Consider the following 25,744-nt stretch of genomic DNA (forward strand, 5'->3'; position numbering starts at 1 on the left):
GATCAATCGTCGTCGGCCTTCAGTGCCATGTAGCGGCCATTGCGGGCGTCGACTTTGACTTCGATCAGGTGGCCGCCCTCCAGCAGGATGTGGAATTCGTAGTAGGGCCGGCTGCCTTCCGACTCGAGCTCGGTTTCGACAATCTCGCCCGGATATCGCTCGCGCACCCCAGCGACGATTTCAGCAAGCGGCAGGAACTCGCCCGATTCGGCGCCCCGCCTCGCTCGCTCGGCACTCCTGTGTCGGTCCTGGTGCTGATCCTCTGCAAAGCAGAAAGCGGCGGTGGCAAGCACCAGCGCAATTCCGCAGCACATGCTTCCAACCTTCGTCGCCACGCCCATCGGCATCCGTTCGCATCGTTGAAATGACAAATCGCTGACGACCGTGCTCAGCGCTCCGTCACCGCGCGTCGTCGAAAACGCTGCCATCGCAACCAAGCGATAATTTCGACGAAAGAAAGGAAGCGGAATGCGCACATTGATTTCCACCCTCGCATTGTTGGCCGTTGTTGCAGGTATCGGCAGTGCCTCTGCCGAGGACAAGCACAAGTGCGGCAATGCGGCCGAGAGCCAGTGGATGAGCAAGGATGCGATCAAGGCGAAGTTCGGCGCAGATGGGACAAAGGTGCGACAGGTCAAGGTCGAGGGCGGCTGCTATGAGGTTTATGCCGTCACCAAGGACGGCGCCAAGGTTGAGAAGCTCGTCAATCCCGTGACCGGCGAGGTGGTCGGCGGCGAGGACGAAGAGGGATGAGCGCCGAAACCAATGTGATCGATGTCGGCCGCATATCGCGGCCGGCCATGGTCCAGGTCTGGGACCCGCTGGTGCGGCTCTTCCACTGGTCGCTGGTCGGATCTTTCGCTTTCGCCTTCTTCACGGGCGACGAGTGGAAGGGCGCTCATATCGTCGCGGGCTATATCGTCGGCGGCCTTGTTGCATTCCGCATCCTGTGGGGCATAGCCGGCCCGAAATACGCCCGCTTCGCAAGCTTCATCCGCGGCCCCATGGCGACGCTCCGCTACCTCAGGGATGCCCTGGCCTTCCGTGCACCGCGCCATCTTGGCCACAACCCGGCCGGCGGCGCGATGATCCTGGCATTGCTCGCGGCGAACGCGACCATCGCTGGAACCGGCTACATGATGACGACCGATGCCTACTGGGGCGTTGAATGGGTCGAGGAACTGCACAAGAGCATGGTCTATGTGACGCTCGGCCTCATCGCGCTTCACGTCGGCGGCGTCGTGCTGGCCAGCATCGAACACCGCGAGAATCTGGTACGCTCCATGTTCACCGGAGTGAAGCGGCGGGATTGATCGAAGAACTGGCCGGCGAGCACCGGCCAGCTAGACTGCGGCGGTGGCGCCCCCGCCGCCTTTGTCAGGGCGTCGTCTTCTTGGTCGTGCTGGGGGCGGCGGAGGAGGAGGTGTGCCTCTTCTTCTTGACATGCCTGTGCTGAGCGGCCGAACCGGAATGTTGCCCGCTACGCTGCGTTTGGGTGTGCGGTGTGGCCGGTGTGGTTTGGGCATTCGCGTTAGTGGTCGCGAGAAGTGGTGCCATGAAGGCAAGCCCGAGGGCGAGGCCCAGAGCAGTGAGGAACGACTTTTTCATAGACGATTTCCTGTCATGCTGAGTTTCCGCAGGCCATGGAGCTGGTTCAATCGATGTCGATCGGCTTCACTCCGAGCAGCTTGAGAGCTTTCGCGAGGGTCCGGATTCTTGTGCCCGCTTGTATTGCTCACACAGCCGGACTCCTTTCTTCTGAAGCACGCTCACCGCGGCGACCTGCTTGTCCGCGGGTTTTGCCTTGATGGCGTCGTCGACCTGCCGGCTGAGCCGGCTGCAACGCTCAGGCCGGGTGACCGTGACCTTGGCGAGGGACGGCGCGCTGCCGGCTGCGATCCAAGCAGTCGTCGGCATTGCAATCCCACAGTCGAGAGCACGATGCATCGGCATCCCCGGTGCGGGGCGGCGCCTGCCATCCGGCGACCGCGTAGCATTTATGGCCGCGCGGCTTTTCCCGAATTTTTCCGATTTGTTGATTTTTGTTTCTGGATTGTAGCGGCGACGGTCGGCGCTGAACTTAAGCGTCGCTTCTGCGAGGGCCAGCCGACAAGGTGATAAGCGACCTCGACCTCACCTGGCAACCCCCATTTGGAGCGCAGGCCGACTTCCACGCCACTCACCGCCGCCGACAGCTTCAGTCGGTTAGGCTCTAGTCCAAGGCTAATGCGACATGAACAGAGGCACTGGCCCATGGTCGAGCAGCGACCGCGTGACGCCGCCCAAGATTGCCTCCCGAAAGCGCGAGTGCACGAATGCCCCCATCACGATCATGTCGATGTCTTCTTCGGCGACGAACAGGCGCATGCGTTCCGCCACATCTGCCTGCCTTGCCGCCAGGGTCGCGAGCTTGCAGTCGATTTCGTGCATGGAGAGATAGGACGCGAGATCGGCGCCCGGCGCCATTCTGGAGAGGTCCTTCTCTCCGGTGACCGTTACGGCAACTACCATTTCGGCTGAACGCAGAAACATCAGTGCGTCACCGACAGCCCGCGCCGCGCGAGCGCTGCCGTCCCAGGCAACGGCTATGCGCCGCGGCTCTGGCCTGCCGCCATGTTTCGGGATGACGAGAACGGGCCGGCCGCTATCGAAGAGCGCATCTTCGATAGCTTCGCGGCCCGCCTCGCCTGCCTCCGCCGCATCGAGAACGGACACGTCGTGAACCCTTGCGAGCTGTGCGAACCGGGTGCTCGGTTCGGAAGCGGTGTGCTCGCAGATCAGTTCCACGCCTGAATGCGCTATGAATTTGCCCGCACCATGCAAGGTTACGGATGCGAGCGGCTGTCCCTCTTCCTCGGCACGGGCGCCGGCAGCCCGCGAGTCGAAAGCGGAAGGGAACACGCAGAGCGACAGCACTGACCGGTTGTCGGCGGCAAGCCTGGTCGCATATCGCAGCGCCGCCGTTTCCCGGAACGTTGACTGCGACGAAAGCCCGACAAGCATGCAGCGCGGTCCGCTGGTCGTCCGATCGGCATTGTCCCGAAAAGCGCTTTTCATCGGGGTTGCAAGCTCCTGAGATAGGCGATGATGGCGTCGATCTGATCGGGGGACGCGACGAATTCAGGCATATCCGGGTGACCTGTCGAAATACCCTCCGCCAGCGATTCTGCCAGATCCTCGACCGGATATCGGCTGGACAGAGTTCTGAACGCCGGCGCATCCGGGTGAGGGCTCTTGTCGTTCGAGCCGACGGCATGACAGCGCGCGCAATTTGCTTCGACCAGCGTTCTGCCCCGCGCAACGACGGAGTCCGCCCGCCCTGGCATCGCGGCCAAAGAGAGCAAGGCCGCGCACGCGAAGGCTCCCGCTCGCTTGCACGATTCAAATCGGGTGAGGGCTGTAAGCATGCATGAAGTCTAGCTTGAAGATCTCCGTTCGTGTTGATCTCGATCAACTTCGCGGAGAGTTCGCGAATTCCAGTCATGCCGAGGATCGGTTCGACTGATGCATGCCGGCCAGTTGATTTCTTTAGGTCGCACTTTGATCCGCATCAATGATGCCAGGGTCGAACTGCCGTTCTGTGAGCGAGCTGCAGGGTGGCCTGATGACATCGCACCCAGCAGGCGGATTGCAGATTTCCAGCTTCGTCGCTCGCGAAACACCGAAATCCTGCACGGCCTGCACCAGAACGTCTTTCGATGGAGTTGAATCATGACCGAAGCCACCAGAATGCCCGTGAAGACCGAGAAGACCACTCCGAAGACCGCGGAATGGGCGCCCTTCGACAGCCTGCGGCGTGAAATCGACCGGCTGTTCGACGAGTTGCACCCATTTGATTGGCGCCTGCCATCGGGCCGTTCCGTCTTCCGCTTCGAGACACCGAGGTTCCGGGATGACTGGACTGTCGCCCCCGCGATGGATCTGGTCGAAAAGGAGAAGGAATACGAGATCTCTGCCGAGCTGCCCGGCATCGACGAGAACAATGTCGAGATCAAGGTCGCCAACCATACGATGACGATCAAGGGCGAGAAGAAGGAAGAGAAGGAAGACAAGCAGAAGGACTATTACTTGTCCGAGCGCCGTTACGGCGCCTTCCAGCGCTCTTTCACTTTGCCGCAAGGCATCGACATCGACAAGATCGAGGCAAGTTTCGCCAAGGGCGTGCTTACCGTCAAGCTCCCCAAGACCGCCGAAGCACAAAAGGCCGAGAAGAAGATCTCGGTGAAGGCCGCCTGACGGCTACGTCATGGGAGTGTCGGCGCGCGATGTGAACGGCGAGCCGACACCGTCCGGATCTCCGGCGCCATCAGGCAGGCGTGGTGCGCGTGACGGATGCTTTCTGAAACTGGCCTCGACCGAACGAGGAATGACGATCATGACCCAGACCTCAATCTCGAGTTTCTCCTACGCGGCTCAGCAAGCGCAGCAATGGGTGAACGAGCTGGCCGAGGATCTCGACTGGAATGTGCATCGCGCATACCACCTTCTCAAGGCCGTCCTTACGGCTTTGCGGGACTGGCTCTCGCCGGAAGAGGCGGCCGATCTGTCGGCCCAGCTTCCGCTCCTCATCCGTGGCATCTACTTCGAGGGGTGGGATCCATCTCTCTCGCCGGCGACGGAGCGCAAGAAGCGGGATTTCGTCATCCGCGTTGAGAAGAGCTTCGGGTTCGAGACCAATATAGACTTCGACACGGCTATCAATGCGGTCTTCAAGCTGCTCGACCGGCACATCTCGCATGGTGAGATCGTCGAGGTCAGGAATTCGATGAAGAAGTCGCTACGCGAACTGTGGCCGGCGCATTGACCGATGTTCGAAGACAGGCGGCACGCTGGCAGGGTATTGGCGGAAGAGCTGGCAAGGCTCCGCCTGGGCCAGCCGGTGGTCCTCGCGCTTCCCCGCGGCGGGGTTCCGGTGGGCACTGAGGTGGCAAGGACGCTGCACGCTCCGCTTGACGTCCTCATCGTACGGAAGGTGGGGGCGCCGGGTAATCCGGAGCTTGCGGCTGCCGCAATCGTCGACGGCGATCCGCCGGATGTCGTCCTCAATCGCGAGGTCATCGAGGCCTATTCCCTCAGCGATACCGAACTGGCGGAGATGATCAAGCGCGAGCGGCCGGAACTGGATCGACGCCGGGTCGCCTATCGCGGCTCGCGGCACCCACTGTCCATCGCCGGGAAAACCGCGATTCTTGTCGATGACGGTGCCGCGACCGGAACGACAATGAAGGTTGCAATTCGCGCGCTGAAGCGTCGCTCACCTCGACAAATCGTCGTTGCTCTTCCCGTGGCTCCGCGAGACACGCTGGCGGAACTCGCCCAGGAAGTGGATCGGGTCGCCTGCATCAGCCAGCCGGCACGTTTCAGGGCGCTCGGTTATCACTATCTGCGCTTCCCTCAGTTGACGGATGAAGAGGTGGCCGGCGTGCTGCAAGAGGCTGCGCAGGAACCGTTTCAGCCATCGAAACGCGGCGATGCCGACAGCTCAATGATCATATGACGCTTGCAAGGAGCAGTATGCCGACCTTGCAGACTTTACAGAAGCGCCGGACTATTCGTCTGGATCGTTAGGCTTCGGGTGAGGCAGCTTGTTGGCTGCCTCCTCGGCTAAGAGCTGCTCCAACAGTCGGCGCTTGTCCGGATCTGCCTCGGTTTCCAGCCTTCGCTGGAAATCCTTCATGTTCTCGGCGTGGACGAACTTGTTGTGGCGGTCCACCATGGCGCTCCCTCGAAGGCCATCCCCGATCTTTAACAAACGATAGGTCAGGGCAGGGCAGGGAGTCTAGTCACCTTGGGTTGATATGGATCAACGCCATCCGCATTCTGCCGGAGCATCATATGTCAATTCTCGTCCGTCAGGGCCCCGTCCCCCGCCCCGACAGACCGGCGGCGGCAGGTCCTACCCCTCTCCGATCAGCCGCCGCCCTTTCTTTGAGCCGACGCTGTCGAATGTTGTCGCGATTGAAATCGCTTCTACATCGATTGACCAGCAGATTGATGCGGATCAACGCCGGCCTCCGCTTGTGGAGGCACCGTACTTCGCTGCATCGCTGCATGAAGGAATGGAGCTATGTGGATACGTGTTCTCAGTCCGGCCGAATGCACCCAGGTGCTGTCTGATCACCGCATCGCATATCTTGCCTGTGCGAAAGAGGAACGTCCCTATGTCGTCCCGATCTACTATGCCTACTGGGATCACGCCCTTTACGCATTCTCCATGCCCGGCAGGAAGATTGAATGGATGCGGGCCAATGCAATAGTCTCGCTATTGGTCGAGGAGAAGGAGCGCGGGAGGGAATGGAAGAGCGTGGTCATCGAAGGCCGATACGAAGAATTGCCGGACAGCGTTGGTCACAAGGTCGAGCGTGACCGATGCTGGGCGTTGCTCAGCAAGCATGCCAACTGGTGGGAGCCCGGCGCGCTGAAGCCTGTGACGCCGCCTTTGTCGAACCACTCCGAGCATATCTTTTACCGGATCCTTATCGATCGAGTTTCGGGGCGCGAGGCGAAGGAAGGGCGGTAGACGAGCAGCGCTTCGGACGGAACCGAACGACCGCGTCAGCGAAAAGCGCGCAGCTGCTGTTGGGGCAAATGCGATGGGTGACCGATAGAAAAGAGCGCCGTGGCGAACGCACGCCCGTCCAGGGCTCGCTCAGCCGAGTTCGAGGGTGACGATCGAGAGGCCCGGCTGTTCCGGGTGATGCATTACGGAAAATCCGAATTCTCTGCACATCTGAAGCATCTTCTCGTTCTCGCTGAGCACAAATCCTTCGATCGACCCTATTCCTTCCGCCTTGGCATAGTCGACGATCTGCTTGAGCAGCCTCCAGCCAAGTCCATGACCCTGCTGATCGGTCCGCACGAGCAATGCGTACTCGCCCTTCGAACGGTCGGGATCGCATGACAGCCGGCCGACTCCGGCCAGCGACCCGCTCTCCGACTCCAGCACTACGAAGGCGATGTCGCGATCGTAATCGAGTTGCGTGAGGCGCTTCAGCATAGCCTCGTCAAAACTCTTGCGCGATGCCAGGAAGCGCAGCCGGATGTCATCGGGCGAGACCTTCGCAAAGAAATCGGGATAGAGGTCGATGTCGGCCGGTTTGATCGGACGGATATGATAGCGCGAGCTGCCCGACGAAAAATCGGCTGCCCACGCCGACGGGTAGGGCCGGATGGCAAGCGCGGGATTGGGACCGAGCTCTTCGACGGCCTTCGGATCGATCTCTATTCGAGCATCGAGTGCGATCACGCCGTCGGCGTTGGCAAGCAGAGGATTGACGTCGGCCGAGACGACGCAGGGGAAATCGACAGTCATCTGCGACAGGCTGTTGAGTGCTTTCGCGATCGCCGTTCGATCTGCAGGTCTGTGGTCGCGAAAACCGGCTAAGAGCCGCCCCACACGCGTGCCTGCGATGAGATCTTCCGCCAGAACATCGTCGAGGGGGGGCAACGCGACTTGAGTGTCGTCCAGGAGCTCGACCGCGACGCCGCCTGCGCCGAACAGGATCACTGGGCCGAAAATGGGATCGCGGGTCATGCCCAGGATGAGCTCCTGCGCGTCTTTGCGAACCACCATCGGCTGGACGGCAAAGCCGTCGATCGTTGCGTTTGGCGCTTGTTTCCCCACCCGCTCCGCGATAGCGGCTGCAGCCTCCACTGCAGCCTCGGGAGTGGCGATGTTCAGCGCCACGCCGCCGACATCGGACTTGTGCGTGATCGACGTCGACAGAAGCTTCACGACGACGGCTTCCGAGCGTGCGAGCAATCGCTTTGCTGCGCTGCCGGCGCCTTGTGGCGTTTTGGCGATCACAGTCTCTGCGATGGGGATGCCATATGCGGAGAGGGCTGCTTTCGCTTCCGGCTCGGTCAGCACGTGGCGCCCCTCCTTTGCCGCTTGCCGGAACACCAGGCGAGCCGCTTCGTAATTGCCGGCGATATCTTCGCTGCGGCTCGACGGCACCCGCATCAGCGCCTTCTGCGCCCGTGACCAATTGCTGAGATATGACAGCGCGGTGGCAGCGTCGGCCGGTGTCTCATAGCTCGCAACACCTGCCTCGCGAAGGATGCGGCGCCCGTCTCGCGCGGTTCGCTCGCCGAGCCAGCAGGTGAGGATCGGCTTGCCATTGATGCGTCCGTGGTCGGCGAGCCCGGCGACTGCCTTCGCTGCGTCGCTCGACGAGGCAAGCGCCGTCGGGCAGTTCAGCACCAGGAGCGCATCGACACCAGCTTCCGCGGCCACTGCCTCGACGCCTACGCGATATCGATCCGGGGGTGCATCGCCGATGATGTCGACAGGATTGCCGTGCGACCATGTCGGCGGCAGCAACTTGCCCAGCCTGGCGAGCGTCTCCGGCGAGAGCTCCGCCAGTTCGCCTTTGCCCTCGATCAGCTGGTCGACCGCCAATACGCCGGCGCCACCGCCATTGGTCACGATGGCTACGCGGCTTCGCTGGAGCGGCGCGAAACGGGCCGTCGCTTCGACCGCGTGGAACAGCTCGCTGAGGCCGTCGACACGCAGGATGCCGGCTCGCCGCAGGGCCGCGTCGGCGACCTTGTCCGCACCCGAAAGCGCGCCGGTATGGGTTGCCGCTGCTTTGGCAGCCGCTGCATGCCGCCCCGATTTGATGGCGATCACGGGCTTTATGCGGGAAGCCGCACGCGCGGCCGACATGAACTTGCGCGCGTTGGGTATCGTCTCGAGATACATCACGATTGCGCGAGCCCTGGAATCTCCCGCAAGCATGTCGAGCCAGTCCCCGACGTCCACGTCGGCCATGTCGCCCAGCGAGACGATGTGTGAAAAACCGATGTCGTTGTCGGCCGCCCAGTCTATCAGGCCCGTCGTGATGGCTCCGGACTGCGAGAGAAGCGCGATGTTTCCCGGCTTTGCCGCGACATGGGCGAAGCTTGCGTTGAGCTTCGCCGATGGGATCATCAGCCCCACCGTGTTCGGACCGACGATACGGAAAAGGTTTGGCTTGGCGGCGTCGAGCATCGCCTGCCTCAATCCGTTCTCGCGGGTCAGCCCGGCGGTGATGACGACAGCAGCGCGGGTGCCCTTTTCGCCGAGCTCGTGGATGATCTTGGGAACAGTGCGGGGTGGCGTTACAATTACCCCGAGATCGGGTACGCCGGGCAAATCACTGACATTGCGATAGCAACGACGTCCCGCCACTTCGCCGTATTTGGGATTTACAGGCCAAATCTCGCCTTCGAATCCGGCTTCGACGATGTTTCTCGCGACCACGTGGCCGACGGATCCCGTTCGTACCGATCCGCCTATTACAGCGACTGATTTCGGATGGACGACGTGCTCAAGGTTTCGGATCGTCAATGCTCGATCTCCTGTCTTTCTGCATGGTCCAAAACGAAGCCCGAACCGTCGTTGCTCTGGATCAAAGCGGTAGTGCGTGCCACGACCCGAGACGAGGCTCCGCTTTGGACAATTAAGTAGGGCTGGATGGCCGACTATGTCAGCAGCGAAAATTGGGCTCGCCGGGGCCGATTCCATCGTTTCGATGGCCATTGTCAAAATCCGGACCTCGCGCATGTCCTGGATTATTGAGCGAAGTTCGCCTTCCCGCGACGCAATAGTGGGCTCGGGAACGATTATCCCGTCCGGAGCCGAGGCGCGAAACGAGGCCTGAAGCGTGATTGCTTTGAATCAAGGCGATCGTCCGGGGCAGCGAATATTTTTGGCAGATGCGGGCTTACGTAACTCAAGTCAACGTCCTTCGGATAATGGCGAGGAACTTGTGACCTACTATTTCAGCAGAACGCTCGACATGAAGTTCGACGATGCGGTGTCCCACGTCACCCAAGCGCTTGCGGCAAAAGGGTTCGGCGTCGTATCGGCGATCGATGTGCGTGCCACGATGAAGAATAAGGTCGGTGTCGAGTTCAAGCCCTACACCATCCTCGGTGCCTGCAATCCGCACTTCGCGTGGCGTGCCTTGCAGGCCGAGGACAAGATCGGCACCATGCTGCCGTGCAACGTGATCGTACAGGAGACGGACCCCGGCAAAGTCGAGGTCGCTGCGGTGGATCCTGTTGCGTCAATGGCCGCTATCGAGAATCCAGACCTTGCGCATGTCGCCGGCGAAGTCCGCAGCCTGCTTGAGGACATGGTCAGAAATCTGTGACCACGAGGTCAAAAGGAGAGCCCCGACAGCGGGTGCTGAGTCGATGAATGGGAACCTGGTTGTTTGTGGCAAGTGCGCGGCCGTGAATCGGCTGCCCCCGTCGCGCTCGGCTGAAACCGCAAAATGCGGCGCCTGCGGCAGCAAACTGTTTGCTGGTCGCCCTGAGGACGTCGACGCGAAGACGTTCGATCGACATATCAGCCGCAGCACCTTACCTGTGCTCGTCGACATATGGGCGCCGTGGTGTGGTCCGTGTCGAATGATGGCACCTGCTTATGAAGCTGCCGCCCGCGCGCTCGAACCCAATTTGCAGCTCATCAAGCTCAATTCGGATAGTCAGCCTGAAGTCGCGTCAAGGCTCGGCATACGAGGCATTCCGACGATGATCCTGTTTCAAGGAGGTCGGGAGATCGCGCGCAGTTCAGGGGCGAAGAGCGCCACCCAGATCATCGACTGGGTCCGCAACCAATTGCCTTCGGCCTCTGCTTAAAAGACATTCTGCCGATGGAAGAACTGATTCCGAGGCTCGGACTTGCTTTGGCGATCGGCCTCCTCGTGGGGTTGGAGCGCGGCTGGCGCGAGCGCGACGCGCCGGACCGCAGCCGTACGGCCGGCATCCGCACCTACGGTATTTCGGGACTGCTCGGCGGTATCGCGGCAGCCCTGGCCAATGCGCTCGGCTCGGCATCGGTGCTCATCGCTGGCTTCATCGGATTCGCGGCTGTCTTTGCATCGTTCAAATGGCGTGAGGCCGAGCATGATGAGGACTTCAGCGTCACCGGCGTCATCGCCGGGCTTGCGGTCTTCGCGCTCGGCGCGCTTGCTGTGGCCGGCGACCACCGAGCGGCTGCCGCCGCCGGTGCCGGATTGGCCGGAGTGCTCGCCAGCCGGGAAATTCTTCATGGGCTGCTTAGAAGGCTGACATGGCTGGAGCTTCGATCCGCGCTGATCCTGGCGGTTATGACGGCGATCGTGCTGCCGCTGCTGCCAAACCGGACAATCGACCCCTGGGGCGGACTCAACCCCTGGGAGGTCTGGTTCTTCACGGTTCTGACCGCCGCCATTTCCTTTCTCGGCTATGTTGCGGTGCGTGTCCTCGGAACGACCCGGGGCCTCGTGGTCAGCGCGTTGGCCGGCGCAGTGATTTCCTCGACAGCTGTCACTCTTACTCTCGGCCGTGCCGCCAAGACCGACGGCGACGCAATGCCCAAAGCAGGCGCGGCTTCGCTCGCAGCAATGGTCTCGATCACGCGCGTATGTGTGATTGCTGCGATCGTGCAGCCTCAAGTCCTGGGCACGATCGGCCTGACGGCCCTGGCGGCCGCACTCGGCTTCGGCCTAAGCGGGATGCTGCTGTTGGTCAGGATCAGCGATGGCCCTGTTGTCGACCAGGCAGCACGCAGCCCGTTCGAACTGGGACCCTTGCTTGCGTTCGCTCTCCTGTTCGGCAGCGTGTCGACTGTTAACGCGGCCCTGGCAAGCCATGTCGGCGAGGGCGGGCTCGTGACGACCTCCGCGATTTCCGGCGCGCTCGATGTTGACGTGGCCGTGCTCAGTACTCTGCGCCTGGTTGGAACGTCTGCGAGCGCAGCAGCGGTCGGCGAGGCTGTGCTCGCCGCGATCGCAGTGAACTCGCTGGTGCGGCTGGCGATGGCGGTGGCAATCGCCCCGGCGCGCTTCTGGATTCCGCTACTCGCTGCAACCGCATGTGCCACCGGCTTCGCCGTCACGGCGTTCCTGTTCCTGCCTCGCTTCTAATCAGATCGATTCGAAGCAATCGGCGTGGGCGACCCAACATGAACTCACGCCGCTCTAAATTGAGACGAGAGCGGGCGCAGTCGCCCGCTCTTACAATATGTCCGATCTACGCGCTGCCTCAGTCGGCCTTGTGCTCCATGCGACGCTTCCAGGGACGAAGTTCGGACTTCTCGATCTTGCCATCGTCGTTGCGATCCATGACCGCAAATCGTTTCGCCTTCTGCTTTTCGATTTCCGCCAGCGTGACCGTGCCATCTCCGTTTATATCGAGCCGGCGTGTCGCACGCTCCACCTTGCGTTCGAGGATGGCCTTCTCGATCATTGCGGTGATCTCATCCTGGCTGAGGATCCCGTCTCCGTTTGCGTCCGCCTTCTTCAGACGATCCATGTTGGTAAATTCAGCGAGGTCGACCGCGCCGTCCTTGTTCGCATCGAGCCTCGCAAAGCCCGGGCCTTTATGATGCCAGGCATGATGCTCGTGCTTCCCCGTCTTTTCGACCGCGGCGGCGGGCGCTTGCGCTGCGGCAGGGGCTTGGGCAAAAGCGCTTGTGGCCAAAATCGCGGCGGCACCGGAAAGAATAACTGCGCTTAATATTTTCACGAGACTCTCCTGGTTCAGGCATAGTTCAGAACAGTCAAAAGTAACGTTTGTTATTTTGAATGAGTAGAAGTTATGTGATGGCGGATGAACGCAATATGAATGTTGTGATTAAAAATCTGTAATGTACGACGCGCAGGAGCGAACTTCAAAGGTCAGAAAGTTAGTTATGAATCGTCAATCTGAGATGGCCCAGTTCCACTGGCGAGCGGCCATGTTCCGCGGGACTCCGGCAGCAGGCAATCTGGGCTTGGCCCGCGATGCGCTTTGACGTCGATCAAGGGAGCCGACGGCCAGCCCGGCTATTGTCGGCTCACAAGGAGATCAGTCATGATCGACGCGAAGGACCTGACCGCGAATTTTCGCAATGTGAGATTGCTGCTCGCGCGCGAGAAAGGCCGTCCGGAAGGCGGGCGCCACGAAGGCTATGACCTTCTCGTGCCGCTGGATCAGAACGGCCATCTCGATGGCCGTGAGTGGAAAACGCATCAGGAATTTTGTCGTGTACGGCATTTCACTGACGCCGGCGACGCACGTGTCGGACGTTTACGGCGCAAGCCCGGCGGCCAGTGGTATTTCGACTATGTGGCAGGCGACCGCGACGACGAGGTCGGCTTCCGCCTCGGCGAGGAGCGTTTCGTGACCGGGGAATACGTCTCGATCAAGAGCAACGGCGCGATGCACACCTATCAAGTCGCGAGAGTGGAGAAGCCCTGACGCTAAGCGCGGCTTCCCGTTGCCGCTGCGCAAGAAAGTTCGGAGCTTGCCATGACCAACTGGGTCAAGTGCCATCACAAATCCAAGGATCTGACAATTCATGTCAATCTGGAGCTGGCCACTCACATCATCGAGCATCCTTGGGGCTCACGCATTTGCTGGCCCTATGAGGGCGAAGACGGCAGCTATCTGGATGTCAAGGAAAAGCCTTCCGACCTGTTGATGCATAACTGCGGAACCGATGCGACCGGTACCTCGAGGGCGGGAGGGTTGGTCCCTCGTGACTCGTAGCGCCTCGAACCAGGTTAGAGCAGAGCAATAGAAGATGCCTCGCCGTATTCTGCTCGTCATCGGCCACCCGGATCCGGGGCCGCAGCGTCTCTGCCGGGCGCTCGCCAAGTCCTATGCCGAGGGTGTCGAGCGAGGCGGGCACATCCTGCGCCTGATCGATATCGCCGCTATCGACTTCCCTGTTCTCCGCAGGGCGGAGGATTTCGAACATGGCGCGGTTCCCGAAAGCCTGAAGTCGGCGGCAGAGGCTGTCGTCTGGGCAGAGCACCTGGTATTCGTCTTTCCGCTTTGGCTGGGCACGATGCCGGCCCTGCTGAAGGCCTTTCTCGAGCAGGTGATGCGACCGGGAGTCGCCTTCGCCTACCCTGAGAAAGGCGGAGGATTTCCCAAGACCCTTCTTGCCGGCCGCTCGGCTCGTGTCGTCGTTACCATGGGCATGCCGGGGCTCTTCTATCGCTTCTGGTTCCTGGGCCACGGCATCGCCGGCATGCGCCGCAACATCCTGAATTTTGTCGGCATCAAGCCCGTGCACGAGACTCTGTTCGGCATGGTCGGTTCGGGCGGCGACAAGAAGCACGGCAAGTGGCTCGAGCAGATGCGTAGGCTCGGCGAGCGGGCAGGGTAGGGCGTCGGACCGAAAAAGGCTTGGCGGTTTTCGGACAAATCCGATGCGCAGACAAAGTGGTTAAAGCGGCGTGCGACGCGCGCCACTCCATCCGAACCCTCTTTACGGGATCAGCACCGCCGCGCCGCTCAGCTTTCCCGAGCGCAGGTCATCGAGCGCCTGGTTGGCTGATTCCAGTGGGTAGGGCCTGGTATGGGTGCGCACGCCTGCGCGCGCGGCTATCGGAAAGAACTCCTCGGCATCGCGGCGGGTCAGGTTGGCAACCGACACGAGCTCGCGCTCCTCCCACAGCAGCCGGTAGGGCATGCTCGGAATGTCGCTCATGTGGATGCCGCCGCAAACCACCCTGCCGCCCTTGCGAACCGCGTGCAGCGCGGCCGGAACCAAGTCTCCGACAGGGGCGAAGATGATCGCAGCGTCGAGAGGATCGGCCGGGTTCTCGTCGGAGCCGCCTGCCCATGTCGCGCCGAGCGAGCGCGCAAAGGCCTGCGCGTCGGTATCGCCGTGGCGCGTGAAGGCAAAGATCTGCCGGCCTTGCCAAATGGCGACCTGGGCGATGATGTGGGCGGCGGCGCCGAAGCCGTAGAGGCCGAGCCTTTTTCCGTCGCAGGCCTTCTTCAGCGATCGCCAGCCGATCAGTCCGGCGCAGAGCAGCGGCGCCTGCGATGCCGGATCGACGTCAGCGTCTAGATCGAAGGCGTAAGCCGCATCCGCTATCGCGTGGCTGGCAAAGCCGCCGTCGCGCGTATAGCCGGTAAATTGCGGCCGGTCGCAGAGGTTTTCCATGCCCTGTTTGCAGTAGGAGCACGCGCCGCAAGTGTGTCCGAGCCAGGGGACGCCGACTCGTCGGCCAAGCCTGGTTGAATCGACCCCTTTGCCGACCGATTCCACGATACCGACGATCTCATGACCGGGAATTACCGGCAGTTTCGGATCAGGCAAATCGCCGTCGATCACGTGCAGGTCGGTCCGGCAGACGGCGCATGCCTCGATCTTCAAGCGAATTTCGCCGTGGCCGGGTTCCGGGTCAGGCCGTTCGATCGGTCGCAGCGGCTGCCCGACTTTCTCCAGGATCATCGCCCTCATGACAACTCCAATGCACGGCCGTTTGGGCATCGCCGGGGTGAGATCGAATCTTCACCTCACGATTGAGCGTGGGCAATCCGCTCGATGATCTGAACCATCGGGCAACTCGAGCGCTGGCGCGTTGACTCGGATCAATCAGGCTCGGGTGGATTTGCGCCAATTCCGCCATTAGGATGGCCGACTGGGGATGGGCCGCCACCGGGGAGGCGACCGTTCGTCCCAAGGAACAATGTGCCGGCGAGCCATGACCGATCATTTCAGCCGCGTACTGTATTCCGTCTCTTCCAGCCCACGTCAAAGAGTAATCGGATACGCGGTTGCTGTCGGGGCGGTCGCGGCCGCTTTTGTGCTCCGCCTTTCGCTTCAGGGAGTACTCGGGGACCGTGTGCTCTTCGCGCTCTTCGTTCCGGCAATCCTCCTTGCCTCGATTGCCGGTGGCATGGGCCCGGGACTCACATCGCTTGTTCTGACGCTGCTGGCCATGCTCAGCATCCGTGCCTTTCAGATCGGCGACGCTCGTGGTGCCGTAGAACTAGTCATAGTCATCCTCGTCGGGCTTGCCATTGTCGCGGCGGGAGAACTGCTGCACCGGGCCTGGCGATCGATCAGTCAGACGAAGCGAATTCTCGACGAACGAGAGGCTCATCTGAGCTCCATCCTCGACACCGTGCCAGATGCGACGATCGTCATCGACAAGGCCGGCAAGATCATGTCCTTCAACGCGTCTGCCATCCGCCAGTTTGGCTATGAGGAGAATGAAGCCATCGGCCAGAATGTCAAAATTCTTATGCCGGAGCCCTATCAAAGCGCCCATGACGCCTACATCAACAGATATATCGAGACGGGCGAGAGACGCATCATCGGGATCGATCGCGTGGTGGTCGGACGGCGCAAGGACGGCTCCACCTTCCCGATGAAGCTTGCCGTCGGTGAGATGAAGTCCGGCGACCAGACATATTTCACCGGGTTCGTTCGGGATTTGACGGAAAGAGAAGAGACCGCGGCGCGCCTGCAAGAGATTCAGGGCGAACTCGCCCGACTTGCTCGCCTGAACGAACTCGGCGAAATGGCGTCGACGCTTGCCCATGAGTTGAACCAGCCACTCTCTGCCATTGCAAACTACGCGCAGGGCAGCGCGCGCGTATTGCGCGACATGCCGGATGCGCTCTCGACGAGGTTGCGCGAAGCGTTGGAGGAAATATCCAGGCAATCGCTTCGGGCTGGCCAGATCATTCGCCATCTGCGGGAGTTCGTGATGCGCGGCGACACCGAGAGGGCGCCGGAGGATATTCGCAAGCTCGTAGAGGAGGCCGGCGCTCTGGCGCTGGTTGGCTCGAGAGAGCTAGGCGTCCGATCGGTTTTCGCCTTCGCGCCGGGCGCGGAGCTCGTCTTGGCCGACAGGGTACAGATCCAGCAGGTTTTGATCAACCTGATGCGCAATGCCATGGAGGCGATGCGCGACAGCGAAACGCGCCTGCTTACAATACGCACGACGCCATCCGGGCCAAACAAGGTGATGGTCGAGGTCTCGGATACCGGTCCGGGAATTCCGGAAGAAATCGCCTCTCAGCTCTTCCGGCCATTCGTCACCACCAAGGCGAGCGGCATGGGGATTGGGCTATCGATTTCCAAGCGTATCGTCGAAGCGCATGGCGGTATGATAGAGGTCTGCCGAAACGCGCAAGGCGGAGCCACCTTCCGCTTCACCTTGCCGGCCTACAAGGATGACGAGCCGCATGGAGATCGGTGACTACATCGTCCACATCGTCGATGACGAGGAGCCAGTCAGGAAATCCCTGGCATTTCTGCTGACGGTGGCAGGCTTTACCGTCCGCCTGCACGACTCCGCCACCGCCTTCGCGGCAACGGCGCCGTCGATCAAGAACGGCTGCCTGGTGACTGACCTCAGAATGCCGGACATGAGCGGAGTCGAGCTTCTTCAGAAGTTGCGTAATTTGCCGACGAGAATCCCTTCCATTGTCATCACGGGCCACGGCGACGTTCCGATGGCCGTCGAAGCCATGAAGGCGGGCGCGCTCGATTTCATCGAAAAGCCGTTTGAGGATGAGGTGCTCATCGATGCTATCAAGCGCGCAGCCGAGGAACTGTCCAAAGACAACGCCGAGCAGGACGTGTCCGCAATAAGAGCCCGGCTCGGACTTTTGAGCGATCGGGAGCGCGAAGTATTGTCCGGCGTCGTTGCTGGCCTGCCGAACAAGACGATCGCGTACGATCTCGACATCAGCCCACGCACGGTCGAGGTCCATCGAGCGAATGTGATGGCCAAGATGGAAGCAAGGAGCCTTCCCGAACTCGTCCGCATGGCCCTCGCCGCCCACTTCGATCTCAAGTGATTCCGTCAAGCTCGAAGCGCGCTTTGATTTACCGCAATGCGTCCCGCTTCCGGCCTGCCTAGGATGCCGCAAGGATGGTCGGGTGACCGTCCGTTGCCAGAGAAAGATCACTTGTGAGTCCACATCACACCATTTTGGTCGTGGTACCGGACGACGACCTGCGGCGCTCGATCATCTTCGCATTGGAGTCGGAAGGCTTTGGTTTGTCGGTTACCTCACAGCTGCCGGCTCTCTCCGACTGTCCGCAGGTGTCGGCCGTCGACTGTATCGTCGTCGACGAGAATGCGATCGATGTTCGCAGCGGAGGATGGGAGCGGCTTGGCAGCCTGGGCCGACCGGCCATTCTCCTGATCGACACGCTTCGAGAGATACCTCCGGAATTTGCGCATACGGCGGTCATGAAGCCGTTGCTCGGGTCGTCCCTCGTCGATGCGGTCGCGAACAGTTTGGCAGCCGGCGCTCTGCGGCAGGCTACGTAGTTTCCCGTACGGACCTAACCGAATTTTTCGCGATTGCGATTTGCGCGATTGATCTCTCCACAGCATTCACCGGGAGCGGATCATGACCATCCACACGATCAAGGGATTTTCGACGGTATCGACAAGAACCGAAGGCGGACCAGACGCCTTGCAGGGTCTGTTTCCGATCTCGGCGCAGCCGATTTCGTTCTACTCGGCAGGCTCCGAGATTTATGCGCAAGGCGAGGAGGCACAGAACCTGTACCAGGTGGGCTTCGGTTGCGTGCGGATCTACCGGCTGCTTGCCGATGGCCGCAGGCAGATTTCTGCTTTCCACATGAGCGGCGAGGTTTTCGGGTTCGAAGCCGGCGGCACGCATCATTTTTTTGCGGAGGCTGTCGGCGCTACCGGTATTCGCACGGCACGCCTTTCATCGGGCACCGAGACGGCGCACAAGATCCTGCCGCTGGCGCTGCAAGGCCTGGTGCGTGCCCAGGAGCACCTCCTGGTGCTTGGGCGCCAGAATGCCACGGAACGGGTTGCGGCATTTCTTCTGGATATGGCGGAGCGGCAAGGTAGCCTCGACCAGTTTGAGCTGCCGATGTCCCGCAGCGATATTGCCGATTATCTGGGGCTGACGATCGAGACGGTATCACGCGTCTTTTCCAAGCTGAGGCAGCAGCGGATCATCCAGCTGTCCGGCAACCGCAGTGTTGTGATCTCCAATTGGCGTGCGCTGAGAGATATGAACGAGTAGGCGGAGGATCTGCCTGGTCGGACGAACTATTCTTCCTGCGTGGTCCAACCCGACGATCAAGCCCGCGCATTCGTGGAGTGTCCGGCCGGGACCGTGCCGTCCACCCATTGGACAATCATCCGAAACTGCACCTTCGTCTGCGAATAATTGCGGTAGAACTCGAGAAGGTCGCCCAAAGGGTCGGACAAACGCTGGAAGCCCGAAATGAAGGCGACGACAGCGCCGATCGTCGTCTGCCCGCGGATTACCAGATATCCACCGATAATCAGGACGAGGAGTGACCCCACGGCGCTGGCTATGTTGAGCAGCGTCTTCAGCCCGAATTTCAACAAGTAAAGTTCGATACGGTTGCTGAAAATCGTGCGGATGGTGCGGAAGGTTGTCCGGCGTTTCGTCGAGTGGCTGCCGAAGGAATTGACCGCCTGGTTGCCGAGCTTTCGCACCAGCGCGACCTGCCTCTCCACCAGTGTGTTCAGGGGCCTCTGCATGTAGAGGGCGAGCAGGACCTGCGGCAGCAGCGATATCCCGCTGACCAGCGCGATAATCGGCTGCATGTAGATCATGTACAAGGCGACGGAGACCATCATCGTCACGTCCACGACACATCCGGATATGCTGGTACCGACGAATACGCCGACATCGTCGATCTCGCTGCCGATGATGCTGGCGGTCTGCCCGATCCTCGCGTGTTCCAGCGCGGATCGTTCGGTTGCGACGAGCGCGAGCTGGTCGCGTGCCGCCTTCACCACGCTCTCTCCGACCCAGCCCTGATAGATGATCAGCGCATATTTCAGCCCTGAATACACCAGTATTGCCGCGAGATAGAGCCCGCCGAGCACAAGGAGCGCCCGGACATCCCTGTCGGTGATCGCGATATCGACGACCCGCCTCTGCAGGTCGATCGGCACAAAATTGGCCAGCGCGACGGAAATCGCGATCGCGCTGACATAGACCTGATGCATCCCGCTCGCGCGCCAGACGAAGCTGCGGAACTTCTGGTTCGGGCGCATCACGTCGGCTGCTGCGGCATAGGGCACAAAACGATGTGTTATTCTTGCGAGAAATCCGCTCACCTTCGGCGCGCTCCGGTGGTCTCGGTTGCCGAGCCGATCCCGGATGGAGATAGAGGTCGGCGCCGATAGGCCGTAGAACGGTGATCCTCGATCGCGGCACGGTCGGTTGCTCGCTCTGTCTTCGCGCGACGTTGCCGTTCCGAACGAGTCCGGTCGTGCCCGAAGAAGCGGCGCTTGGTCCATTCCGAAACAACGGCATATGCGAACGTTATGCCGACAATGCCCGCCAGAATCGGCCAGGGCAGCGGAACGAAGCCGATCCAGGAGGAGCCAGGCAGATACGGAATCGCGACCGCAAGGACAGCGACCGCAACCGTAAGCCAGGCGATCAGTCGACTGGGCTGGCTTCGCCATGCGGGCCTGCGTGTGCGGATAATCAACAGGATCGCAAGCTGCGTCAGGAGCGATTCCACGAACCAGCCGGTTTGGAATGTTGCGGCGCCGGCCCGCGCGACAATGAGCAGGAAGGCAAAGGTCGCGGCGTCGAAGAACGAGCTGATCAGGCCGAAGCGAACCATGAAGCGGCGCACGAAGCCGATATCCCAGACGCGCGGCGCATGTACTTCCTCCTCGTCGACATTGTCGGTGGCGATCGCCAATCCTGGGAAGCTGGAAAGCAGGTTGTTGAGCAGAATCTGCGGCGCAAGCATCGGCAGGAACGGCAGGAGCGGCGAGGCAAACGCCATGCTGATCATGTTCCCGAAATTGGCGCTGGTGGTTATGGAGATGTATTTCATCGTGTTGGCGAAGGTCTTGCGGCCGTCGTCGATACCACGCATGAGCACGCCGAGGTCTCGCTGCAGCAGGACCATGTCCGCTGCCTCGCGTGCCACATCCACTGCGCCGTCGACCGAAATGCCGACATCGGCGTCGTGCAGGGCCGGCGCATCGTTGATGCCGTCGCCGAGATAACCGACAACGTGGCCGCGCCGGCGCAGAGCCTCGACGATGCGTTCCTTCTGATTGGGGTCGATCTCAACGAAAAGATCGACCGTCTGGACGCGGCCGAACAGTGCATTCCTGGTCAGGCTGGAGAGTTCTTCCCCCGTCATCATGCTCCGGTTTGCAAGGCCGACGGTTTCCGCCAGGTGACGCGCGACGTAACGGTTGTCGCCCGTAATCATCTTCACCCGCACGCCACGCTCCGCGAGCGCCTTGAGCGTTCGCGCGATATCCTTCTTGGGTGGATCCAAAAACAGCAGGAAGCCGGCGAGTTGCAGCCCTGCCTCGTCGGCGCGCTCATATCTCGGCTTTGGGCCGAAGCAGCGGACGGCGAGCGCCAGCGTGCGAAAGCCTTGCTCGCTCCACTGCATCACCCGGGCGTCGATTTCACGCCTGTGACGGTCGCTCAGAGCTTCAGCGCGGCCGTCCATGAGCACCTCCGTCGAGACCGACAGCACCTCGCGGACGGCGCCCTTGCAGATCATCAGATCGGTCACCGAGTTTTCGCGCACGACGACTGAGAGCCGCTTGCGGACGAAGTCATAGGGAAGCTCTTCCACCTTGGAAGGGACCGCCACCGGTCGCTCGCCCGCAGATGCCGCCGCGATGATTGCGTCGTCCAGCGGGTTTCTAATCCCGGTCTGCAGCATTGCGTTGAAACGCGCCCACCGGAGAATGTCGTCTGATGGCTGTCCCTCAATATCAACGGAACGATCCAGCCTGATCGCTCCTTCGGTCAGTGTGCCTGTCTTGTCGGTGCAGAGGATATCCATGCTGCCGAGGTTCTCGATCGCCTCGAGACGTCGCACGATGACGCCGCTTTTCGCCATTGCGGCAGCGCCGCGAGCCAGCGTGACGCTGATGATGGCCGGCAGAAGCTCGGGGGTGAGGCCTACGGCAAGAGCCAGCGAAAACAACAAGGATTCGACAAGTGGGCGGTGCAGCAGCAGGTTCGCCGCGAAGACGATGATGACGATCACCATCATCACCTCGGTCATCAGATAACCGAAGCGGCGTATGCCTTTGGCAAATCCGGTTTCTGGAACTCTCCGCTCGATCGCATGGGCGATGTGGGCGAATTCCGTATTGCCGCCGGTCGATACGACAAGCGCGGCACCAGTGCCGCTACGCACCGAAGTGCCGGCGAAGACGCAATTTGTTCTTAGGCCGATCGTGGTGTTCGCCGGACATATGCCGGGCGCCTTCACTGCGGGAAAAGACTCGCCGGTAAGGATGGATTCGCTGACGTTGAGATCGCGTGCCTCAAGCAGAATTCCGTCAGCCGGGACAAGGTCGCCTGCGGAGAGCTTCAGCACATCGCCCGGAACGATTTCCTCGACGGAGATGTTCGCTCCCACGCCGTCCCGCAGCACGAGTGACTTGCGGGAGAGCTGTTTTTTCAGCGCCTCGACCGCGCGGGATGCGCCATACTCCTGAGTGAAGCCGAGCCCGCAGCTTGCCAGGATGATCGCTCCGATGATGACTGCTTCGCGGCCCTCGCCAACCACACCGGAAACGATCGCCGCGAAGATCAGGATCATCACCAGCGGACTGCGGAATTGCCTCAGCAGAACCACCATCGCCTGTTCGTGCCGATCGTTGGTGAGCGTGTTTGGTCCGTGCCGCGAAAGCCTGTCGCGCGCGTCGGCCGACGTCAGGCCATTGGGCTTCGAGCCGCAAAACTGCAGCACCGCCTCGACCGGCTGCGACCAATAGGGCCCGCTCGGACCGTGCCACGCCGTGGAGGCTGAATCCTCGATCATGCGTGCTTGCATAGCGGGAGCGGCCGTTCGTTTCCTTGACGGACATCAACAACTTAGATCGTTGAGCCGGGTTCGCGGCCAATTTGCCGCAAGCCGTGCCCGTGCACACGATGCTAGGGTCTGCGCTGAAGGGTGGTTTCTCACGATGCTTCAGCGGCGAGATGTTCATAATTCCGATATTCCTGCGCTCTGCCATGCATGTGAGGCACGGCATCGCGGCCTCTGCGGGGCGCTCGATCCGCAGCAGCTGATAGCGCTATCCAAGACATCCTCGAGGCGCGAGGTACCGACCGGGGCGGAATTGATCGGGGAGGCGGAGCTGGTCGAACGCTATTCGAACGTGCTGTCGGGCGTGGTGAAGCTCACCAAGACGCTGAAGGATGGACGTCAGCAGATCGTCGGGCTGCAGTTTGCACCGGATTTCCTGGGCAGACCCTTCAAGGCCGAAAGCGCCATGAACGCTGAAGCCGTGACGACGGTCTCCCTGTGCTCCTTTCCGAAGGCGACCGTCGAGCGGATGATGAAGGAATCGCCCGAGTTGGAGCGCCGCCTGCTCAATCAGACGCTGAAACAACTGGACGAGGCGCGGGACTGGCTGGTGACGCTCGGTCGCAAGACGGCTGCCGAGAAGGTCGCGAGCTTCCTATTGCTCATTGCCCGCAACATCGACCCGACGGGCGGCTCGGATACGCGCTCGAAGGCGTTCGATCTGCCGCTGACCCGTTCGGATATCGCCGATTTTCTGGGCCTGACGATTGAGACGGTAAGCCGCCAGCTTACGAAGCTGCGCACCCAAGGCTTAATCCGCATCGAGAACAATCGCCACGTGGTGATCCACGACATTGCGCGATTGGAACGCCGTGCCGGCCAGTAGAGCGGCGCCCATTGTTCGACTTAAGCCGCACTGATCAGCGGCAGCACGTGTTCGCGTTCGAAAGCGATGTGCCTGCGCAGCGTTTCGAACATGCCGCGTAACATGAAGCCTATCGCATCGGCATTCGTGATCGGTTCTCCGTGGCCGATCGCCAACAGGACCTCGGTAACTTCGTTTGCGAAGCACTCGTCCTCGACGTGCTCCACCAGCAGTCTCGGTATTGTCGATCCTTCGTTCCCCCGGCCGACCGCCGTCTCATAGGCTGGAAAGATCATATCCTCCTCATACCTGTGAACGTTGCGCAGGAGGGGGACCAACAGATTGGCGATCCCGAGGCATTTGAGCCGGTCGACATGGTCGGGAAGCGAGTCCGCGATCTCCTCGAGCCCTTCGCAAAGACGAAGCTTTTCGAAGTGGGCGCGTTTCATGACTGCCGCGGGCAGGGTTTCCATCTGTTGGCCATCTGGCTCCTCGTGAGGGGTGGCGCAGCCATCCAATAGCGAAGTCCCTGAGACGTCTTTCGCAGACAACGATCTCTCCAGGTCGTTCCGTTTCAGCTGACAGTGTCGACGCGGGAAATTTTCGGCCTTGACCTGGATCAAGGCGCGGTCGGCGCCAACCGGGAATTGCTGCGCGCGCACCGCGGAAAAGCGGCGCCCGCTCTAAGCACGGTTGGGGATCATCGATGAAATACGGAGCCGAAATCGTCCTTGTCGGACTGGCGGCATTTTTTGCACTGCTCGGCGCGGCATTTGCCGCGGACGAGCCATTCCGGGCCCACATGTGGGTCCTGTTCTTCGTGCTGGTGTGCGGCACAGTCCTGCTTTTGCGGGCCACGAGCTTCGGGCCGGAAAAGCAGATTGCCGGCGGCAATTCGGCCTATATGGACGGGCCGATCCGCTACGGCTCGATCGCGACGGTGTTCTGGGCGGTGGTAGGGCTTCTGGTCGGCGTGGTCATCGCCCTGCAACTCGCCTATCCGAATCTCAACATCGAGCCCTGGTTCAATTTCGGGCGCATGCGGCCGCTGCACACCTCGGCGGTCATCTTCGCCTTCGGCGGCAACGCGCTGATGGCGACCTCCTTCTACGTGGTGCAGCGGACGACGCGCGCGAGGCTGTTCGGCGGCAACCTCGCCTGGTTCGTGTTCTGGGGCTACCAGCTTTTCATTGTCATGGCCGCCTCAGGCTATCTGCTCGGCATCACCCAGAGCCGTGAATATGCCGAGCCGGAATGGTATGTGGACCTCTGGCTCACCGTGGTCTGGGTCGCCTATCTCGTCGTGTTCCTCGGCACGATCCTGAAGCGCAAAGAGCCGCACATCTACGTCGCGAACTGGTTCTATCTCGCCTTCATCGTCACCATCGCGATGCTGCACGTGGTGAACAATCTCGCCGTGCCCGTCTCTTTCCTCGGCTCGAAGAGCTATTCGCTGTTCTCCGGCGTGCAGGACGCGCTGACACAGTGGTGGTACGGCCATAATGCGGTCGGCTTTTTCCTGACCGCCGGCTTCCTCGGCATGATGTATTATTTCGTGCCGAAGCAGGCCAATCGGCCGGTCTATTCATACCGCCTGTCGATCATCCATTTCTGGGCGCTGATCTTCCTCTATATCTGGGCTGGTCCCCACCATCTCCACTACACGGCGCTGCCCGATTGGGCGCAGACGCTCGGCATGGTGTTCTCGATCATGCTGTGGATGCCTTCCTGGGGCGGCATGATCAACGGCCTGATGACGCTCTCGGGCGCCTGGGACAAAATCCGCACCGATCCCATCATCCGCATGATGGTGATCGCCATCGCCTTCTACGGAATGTCGACCTTCGAAGGCCCGATGATGTCGATCAAGGCGGTCAATTCGCTCAGCCACTACACCGACTGGACGATCGGCCACGTGCATTCCGGCGCGCTTGGCTGGGTCGGCATGATCAGCTTCGGCGCGATCTACTACATGGTCCCGCAACTCTGGAATCGGGAGCGGCTCTACTCGCTACGGCTGGTCACCTGGCACTTCTGGCTCGCGACCCTCGGCATCGTCATCTATGCGGCCGTCATGTGGGTTGCCGGTATTCAGCAGGGGCTGATGTGGCGCGAATACGACGAGCAGGGCTTCCTCGTCTACTCCTTCGCCGAGAGCGTCGCCGCCATGCATCCCTACTATGTGCTGCGTGCCCTCGGCGGTGGGCTCTACCTCGCCGGCGCGCTGATCATGGCCTGGAACGTCGGCATGACGATCCTCGGCCGCCAGCAGGAGACCGACTCGGTGCCTGGTGGCGTTTCCGCACCTCAGGCTGCCGAATAGGAGTCGC

Annotated in this window: 29 protein-coding genes; 18 read left to right on the forward strand and 11 right to left on the reverse strand. The window is 61.3% G+C overall.

Annotated features, from left to right (window positions below; genetic code table 11):
* Window positions 1–2 precede the first annotated feature (2 nt).
* A complete protein-coding gene (locus tag SAZ10_RS23810) occupies window positions 3–335 on the reverse strand; it encodes a PepSY domain-containing protein (RefSeq protein ID WP_318611882.1) in 333 nt (110 codons plus the stop codon).
* Window positions 336–468: 133 nt separating this feature from the next.
* Between SAZ10_RS23810 and SAZ10_RS23815 the strand changes: the two genes are divergently transcribed.
* Both SAZ10_RS23815 and SAZ10_RS23820 read left to right on the forward strand, forming a co-directional pair.
* Complete coding sequence (locus tag SAZ10_RS23815; protein ID WP_318611883.1) at window positions 469–753, forward strand: PepSY domain-containing protein; 285 nt, start codon at window positions 469–471, stop codon at window positions 751–753.
* Window positions 750–1,313: a cytochrome b/b6 domain-containing protein gene (locus SAZ10_RS23820; RefSeq protein WP_318611884.1), complete on the forward strand. Its 564-nt coding sequence runs from the start codon at window positions 750–752 to the stop codon at window positions 1,311–1,313. Before SAZ10_RS23815 ends, SAZ10_RS23820 begins: the two co-directional genes overlap by 4 nt.
* A 361-nt stretch (window positions 1,314–1,674) precedes the next feature.
* Here the strand turns inward: SAZ10_RS23820 and SAZ10_RS23825 are convergent, their stop codons facing one another.
* The 3 genes from SAZ10_RS23825 to SAZ10_RS23835 all read right to left on the reverse strand — a co-directional run bounded on the left by SAZ10_RS23825 (window position 1,675) and on the right by SAZ10_RS23835 (window position 3,326).
* Window positions 1,675–1,917 carry a hypothetical protein gene (locus SAZ10_RS23825; protein ID WP_318611885.1) on the reverse strand — a complete coding sequence of 81 codons (243 nt, stop codon included), beginning with the start codon at window positions 1,915–1,917 and terminating at the stop codon, window positions 1,675–1,677.
* 306 nt (window positions 1,918–2,223) lie between these two features.
* Window positions 2,224–3,057 (reverse strand): universal stress protein, encoded by an 834-nt coding sequence (locus SAZ10_RS23830; RefSeq protein ID WP_318611886.1) that lies wholly within the window; start codon window positions 3,055–3,057, stop codon window positions 2,224–2,226.
* A complete protein-coding gene (locus SAZ10_RS23835; RefSeq protein ID WP_318611996.1) occupies window positions 3,054–3,326 on the reverse strand; it encodes a cytochrome c in 273 nt (90 codons plus the stop codon). Before SAZ10_RS23835 ends, SAZ10_RS23830 begins: the two co-directional genes overlap by 4 nt.
* A gap of 385 nt (window positions 3,327–3,711) precedes the next feature.
* On the opposite strand from SAZ10_RS23835, the gene SAZ10_RS23840 reads away from it, so the two are divergent.
* From SAZ10_RS23840 to SAZ10_RS23850, 3 genes are all read left to right on the forward strand, one after another.
* The gene (locus tag SAZ10_RS23840; RefSeq protein WP_318611887.1) at window positions 3,712–4,236 is read left to right on the forward strand and encodes an Hsp20/alpha crystallin family protein; all 525 of its coding nucleotides are present in this window, start codon (window positions 3,712–3,714) and stop codon (window positions 4,234–4,236) included.
* A gap of 139 nt (window positions 4,237–4,375) precedes the next feature.
* Window positions 4,376–4,804, forward strand: a complete 429-nt coding sequence (locus SAZ10_RS23845; RefSeq protein ID WP_318611888.1) for a DUF2267 domain-containing protein — start codon at window positions 4,376–4,378, stop codon at window positions 4,802–4,804.
* 3 nt (window positions 4,805–4,807) lie between these two features.
* Entirely contained in the window at window positions 4,808–5,497 is a 690-nt protein-coding gene (locus SAZ10_RS23850) for a phosphoribosyltransferase (protein ID WP_318611889.1), read from the forward strand.
* A gap of 51 nt (window positions 5,498–5,548) precedes the next feature.
* Here SAZ10_RS23850 and SAZ10_RS23855 read toward each other — a convergent pair whose 3' ends face one another.
* Entirely contained in the window at window positions 5,549–5,716 is a 168-nt protein-coding gene (locus SAZ10_RS23855) for a hypothetical protein (protein ID WP_318611890.1), read from the reverse strand.
* Window positions 5,717–6,067: 351 nt separating this feature from the next.
* On the opposite strand from SAZ10_RS23855, the gene SAZ10_RS23860 reads away from it, so the two are divergent.
* Window positions 6,068–6,520, forward strand: a complete 453-nt coding sequence (locus tag SAZ10_RS23860) for a pyridoxamine 5'-phosphate oxidase family protein (RefSeq protein WP_318611891.1) — start codon at window positions 6,068–6,070, stop codon at window positions 6,518–6,520.
* A gap of 129 nt (window positions 6,521–6,649) precedes the next feature.
* Here SAZ10_RS23860 and SAZ10_RS23865 read toward each other — a convergent pair whose 3' ends face one another.
* Entirely contained in the window at window positions 6,650–9,331 is a 2,682-nt protein-coding gene (locus SAZ10_RS23865; protein ID WP_318611892.1) for a bifunctional acetate--CoA ligase family protein/GNAT family N-acetyltransferase, read from the reverse strand.
* A gap of 421 nt (window positions 9,332–9,752) precedes the next feature.
* Between SAZ10_RS23865 and SAZ10_RS23870 the strand changes: the two genes are divergently transcribed.
* Genes SAZ10_RS23870 through SAZ10_RS23880 form a run of 3 tightly spaced genes read left to right on the forward strand, consistent with a single transcriptional unit; the run spans window position 9,753 to window position 11,897 of the window.
* Complete coding sequence (locus SAZ10_RS23870; RefSeq protein WP_318611997.1) at window positions 9,753–10,139, forward strand: DUF302 domain-containing protein; 387 nt, start codon at window positions 9,753–9,755, stop codon at window positions 10,137–10,139.
* A gap of 43 nt (window positions 10,140–10,182) precedes the next feature.
* Window positions 10,183–10,629: a thioredoxin TrxC gene (gene trxC, locus SAZ10_RS23875; RefSeq protein WP_318611893.1), complete on the forward strand. Its 447-nt coding sequence runs from the start codon at window positions 10,183–10,185 to the stop codon at window positions 10,627–10,629.
* Between the two features lie 14 nt (window positions 10,630–10,643).
* Window positions 10,644–11,897 (forward strand): MgtC/SapB family protein, encoded by a 1,254-nt coding sequence (locus tag SAZ10_RS23880; protein WP_318611894.1) that lies wholly within the window; start codon window positions 10,644–10,646, stop codon window positions 11,895–11,897.
* 118 nt (window positions 11,898–12,015) lie between these two features.
* Here SAZ10_RS23880 and SAZ10_RS23885 read toward each other — a convergent pair whose 3' ends face one another.
* Window positions 12,016–12,498, reverse strand: a complete 483-nt coding sequence (locus SAZ10_RS23885) for a hypothetical protein (protein WP_318611895.1) — start codon at window positions 12,496–12,498, stop codon at window positions 12,016–12,018.
* Between the two features lie 327 nt (window positions 12,499–12,825).
* Between SAZ10_RS23885 and SAZ10_RS23890 the strand changes: the two genes are divergently transcribed.
* From SAZ10_RS23890 to SAZ10_RS23900, 3 genes are read left to right on the forward strand one after another with little or no spacing between them, the layout of a single operon-like run.
* On the forward strand, window positions 12,826–13,212 hold the full coding sequence (locus SAZ10_RS23890) for a hypothetical protein (RefSeq protein WP_318611896.1): 387 nt from the start codon (window positions 12,826–12,828) through the stop codon (window positions 13,210–13,212).
* Between the two features lie 51 nt (window positions 13,213–13,263).
* Window positions 13,264–13,503 carry a hypothetical protein gene (locus tag SAZ10_RS23895; RefSeq protein ID WP_318611897.1) on the forward strand — a complete coding sequence of 80 codons (240 nt, stop codon included), beginning with the start codon at window positions 13,264–13,266 and terminating at the stop codon, window positions 13,501–13,503.
* 34 nt (window positions 13,504–13,537) lie between these two features.
* Complete coding sequence (locus SAZ10_RS23900; RefSeq protein WP_318611898.1) at window positions 13,538–14,128, forward strand: NAD(P)H-dependent oxidoreductase; 591 nt, start codon at window positions 13,538–13,540, stop codon at window positions 14,126–14,128.
* 102 nt (window positions 14,129–14,230) lie between these two features.
* On the opposite strand, the gene SAZ10_RS23905 is transcribed toward SAZ10_RS23900, so the two are convergent.
* Window positions 14,231–15,214 (reverse strand): zinc-dependent alcohol dehydrogenase family protein, encoded by a 984-nt coding sequence (locus tag SAZ10_RS23905; RefSeq protein WP_318611899.1) that lies wholly within the window; start codon window positions 15,212–15,214, stop codon window positions 14,231–14,233.
* 244 nt (window positions 15,215–15,458) lie between these two features.
* On the opposite strand from SAZ10_RS23905, the gene SAZ10_RS23910 reads away from it, so the two are divergent.
* The 4 genes from SAZ10_RS23910 to SAZ10_RS23925 all read left to right on the forward strand — a co-directional run bounded on the left by SAZ10_RS23910 (window position 15,459) and on the right by SAZ10_RS23925 (window position 18,783).
* Entirely contained in the window at window positions 15,459–16,964 is a 1,506-nt protein-coding gene (locus SAZ10_RS23910) for a PAS domain S-box protein (protein WP_318611900.1), read from the forward strand.
* The gene (fixJ, locus tag SAZ10_RS23915; RefSeq protein WP_412535288.1) at window positions 16,951–17,568 is read left to right on the forward strand and encodes a response regulator FixJ; all 618 of its coding nucleotides are present in this window, start codon (window positions 16,951–16,953) and stop codon (window positions 17,566–17,568) included. The genes SAZ10_RS23910 and fixJ overlap by 14 nt, the downstream gene beginning before the upstream one ends.
* A 113-nt stretch (window positions 17,569–17,681) precedes the next feature.
* Entirely contained in the window at window positions 17,682–18,047 is a 366-nt protein-coding gene (locus SAZ10_RS23920; protein ID WP_318611901.1) for a hypothetical protein, read from the forward strand.
* An 82-nt stretch (window positions 18,048–18,129) separates the two neighbouring features.
* Window positions 18,130–18,783 carry a helix-turn-helix domain-containing protein gene (locus SAZ10_RS23925; protein ID WP_318611902.1) on the forward strand — a complete coding sequence of 218 codons (654 nt, stop codon included), beginning with the start codon at window positions 18,130–18,132 and terminating at the stop codon, window positions 18,781–18,783.
* A 56-nt stretch (window positions 18,784–18,839) separates the two neighbouring features.
* Here the strand turns inward: SAZ10_RS23925 and SAZ10_RS23930 are convergent, their stop codons facing one another.
* A complete protein-coding gene (locus SAZ10_RS23930) occupies window positions 18,840–19,856 on the reverse strand; it encodes an ABC transporter ATP-binding protein (protein ID WP_318611903.1) in 1,017 nt (338 codons plus the stop codon).
* Window positions 19,853–22,561 carry a magnesium-translocating P-type ATPase gene (gene mgtA, locus SAZ10_RS23935; protein ID WP_318611904.1) on the reverse strand — a complete coding sequence of 903 codons (2,709 nt, stop codon included), beginning with the start codon at window positions 22,559–22,561 and terminating at the stop codon, window positions 19,853–19,855. Before mgtA ends, SAZ10_RS23930 begins: the two co-directional genes overlap by 4 nt.
* Window positions 22,562–22,706: 145 nt before the next feature.
* Here mgtA and SAZ10_RS23940 point away from each other — a divergent pair, with 145 nt between their 5' ends.
* Window positions 22,707–23,435, forward strand: a complete 729-nt coding sequence (locus SAZ10_RS23940; RefSeq protein WP_318611905.1) for a Crp/Fnr family transcriptional regulator — start codon at window positions 22,707–22,709, stop codon at window positions 23,433–23,435.
* A 20-nt stretch (window positions 23,436–23,455) separates the two neighbouring features.
* Here the strand turns inward: SAZ10_RS23940 and SAZ10_RS23945 are convergent, their stop codons facing one another.
* Window positions 23,456–23,887 (reverse strand): hemerythrin domain-containing protein, encoded by a 432-nt coding sequence (locus tag SAZ10_RS23945; RefSeq protein WP_318611906.1) that lies wholly within the window; start codon window positions 23,885–23,887, stop codon window positions 23,456–23,458.
* Between the two features lie 233 nt (window positions 23,888–24,120).
* On the opposite strand from SAZ10_RS23945, the gene ccoN reads away from it, so the two are divergent.
* A complete protein-coding gene (gene ccoN / locus SAZ10_RS23950) occupies window positions 24,121–25,737 on the forward strand; it encodes a cytochrome-c oxidase, cbb3-type subunit I (protein ID WP_318611907.1) in 1,617 nt (538 codons plus the stop codon).
* Window positions 25,738–25,744 lie beyond the last annotated feature (7 nt).

Source organism: Mesorhizobium sp. BAC0120, assembly GCF_033542235.1.
Classification (GTDB): domain Bacteria; phylum Pseudomonadota; class Alphaproteobacteria; order Rhizobiales; family Rhizobiaceae; genus JAWRCU01.

What these genes read in the sequence shown, in the direction of transcription:
- SAZ10_RS23815 (WP_318611883.1), top strand. Translation starts at nt 469, where the DNA reads ATGCGCACATTGATTTCCACCCTCGCATTGTTGGCCGTTGTTGCAGGT.
- SAZ10_RS23820 (WP_318611884.1), top strand. Translation starts at nt 750, where the DNA reads ATGAGCGCCGAAACCAATGTGATCGATGTCGGCCGCATATCGCGGCCG.
- SAZ10_RS23825 (WP_318611885.1), bottom strand. Translation starts at nt 1,917, where the DNA reads ATGCCGACGACTGCTTGGATCGCAGCCGGCAGCGCGCCGTCCCTCGCC.
- SAZ10_RS23830 (WP_318611886.1), bottom strand. Translation starts at nt 3,057, where the DNA reads ATGAAAAGCGCTTTTCGGGACAATGCCGATCGGACGACCAGCGGACCG.
- SAZ10_RS23835 (WP_318611996.1), bottom strand. Translation starts at nt 3,326, where the DNA reads ATGCCAGGGCGGGCGGACTCCGTCGTTGCGCGGGGCAGAACGCTGGTC.
- SAZ10_RS23840 (WP_318611887.1), top strand. Translation starts at nt 3,712, where the DNA reads ATGACCGAAGCCACCAGAATGCCCGTGAAGACCGAGAAGACCACTCCG.
- SAZ10_RS23845 (WP_318611888.1), top strand. Translation starts at nt 4,376, where the DNA reads ATGACCCAGACCTCAATCTCGAGTTTCTCCTACGCGGCTCAGCAAGCG.
- SAZ10_RS23850 (WP_318611889.1), top strand. Translation starts at nt 4,808, where the DNA reads ATGTTCGAAGACAGGCGGCACGCTGGCAGGGTATTGGCGGAAGAGCTG.
- SAZ10_RS23855 (WP_318611890.1), bottom strand. Translation starts at nt 5,716, where the DNA reads ATGGTGGACCGCCACAACAAGTTCGTCCACGCCGAGAACATGAAGGAT.
- SAZ10_RS23860 (WP_318611891.1), top strand. Translation starts at nt 6,068, where the DNA reads ATGTGGATACGTGTTCTCAGTCCGGCCGAATGCACCCAGGTGCTGTCT.
- trxC (WP_318611893.1), top strand. Translation starts at nt 10,183, where the DNA reads ATGAATGGGAACCTGGTTGTTTGTGGCAAGTGCGCGGCCGTGAATCGG.
- SAZ10_RS23880 (WP_318611894.1), top strand. Translation starts at nt 10,644, where the DNA reads ATGGAAGAACTGATTCCGAGGCTCGGACTTGCTTTGGCGATCGGCCTC.
- SAZ10_RS23890 (WP_318611896.1), top strand. Translation starts at nt 12,826, where the DNA reads ATGATCGACGCGAAGGACCTGACCGCGAATTTTCGCAATGTGAGATTG.
- SAZ10_RS23895 (WP_318611897.1), top strand. Translation starts at nt 13,264, where the DNA reads ATGACCAACTGGGTCAAGTGCCATCACAAATCCAAGGATCTGACAATT.
- SAZ10_RS23900 (WP_318611898.1), top strand. Translation starts at nt 13,538, where the DNA reads ATGCCTCGCCGTATTCTGCTCGTCATCGGCCACCCGGATCCGGGGCCG.
- SAZ10_RS23905 (WP_318611899.1), bottom strand. Translation starts at nt 15,214, where the DNA reads ATGAGGGCGATGATCCTGGAGAAAGTCGGGCAGCCGCTGCGACCGATC.
- SAZ10_RS23910 (WP_318611900.1), top strand. Translation starts at nt 15,459, where the DNA reads ATGACCGATCATTTCAGCCGCGTACTGTATTCCGTCTCTTCCAGCCCA.
- fixJ (WP_412535288.1), top strand. Translation starts at nt 16,951, where the DNA reads ATGGAGATCGGTGACTACATCGTCCACATCGTCGATGACGAGGAGCCA.
- SAZ10_RS23925 (WP_318611902.1), top strand. Translation starts at nt 18,130, where the DNA reads ATGACCATCCACACGATCAAGGGATTTTCGACGGTATCGACAAGAACC.
- mgtA (WP_318611904.1), bottom strand. Translation starts at nt 22,561, where the DNA reads ATGATCGAGGATTCAGCCTCCACGGCGTGGCACGGTCCGAGCGGGCCC.
- SAZ10_RS23940 (WP_318611905.1), top strand. Translation starts at nt 22,707, where the DNA reads ATGCTTCAGCGGCGAGATGTTCATAATTCCGATATTCCTGCGCTCTGC.
- SAZ10_RS23945 (WP_318611906.1), bottom strand. Translation starts at nt 23,887, where the DNA reads ATGGAAACCCTGCCCGCGGCAGTCATGAAACGCGCCCACTTCGAAAAG.
- ccoN (WP_318611907.1), top strand. Translation starts at nt 24,121, where the DNA reads ATGAAATACGGAGCCGAAATCGTCCTTGTCGGACTGGCGGCATTTTTT.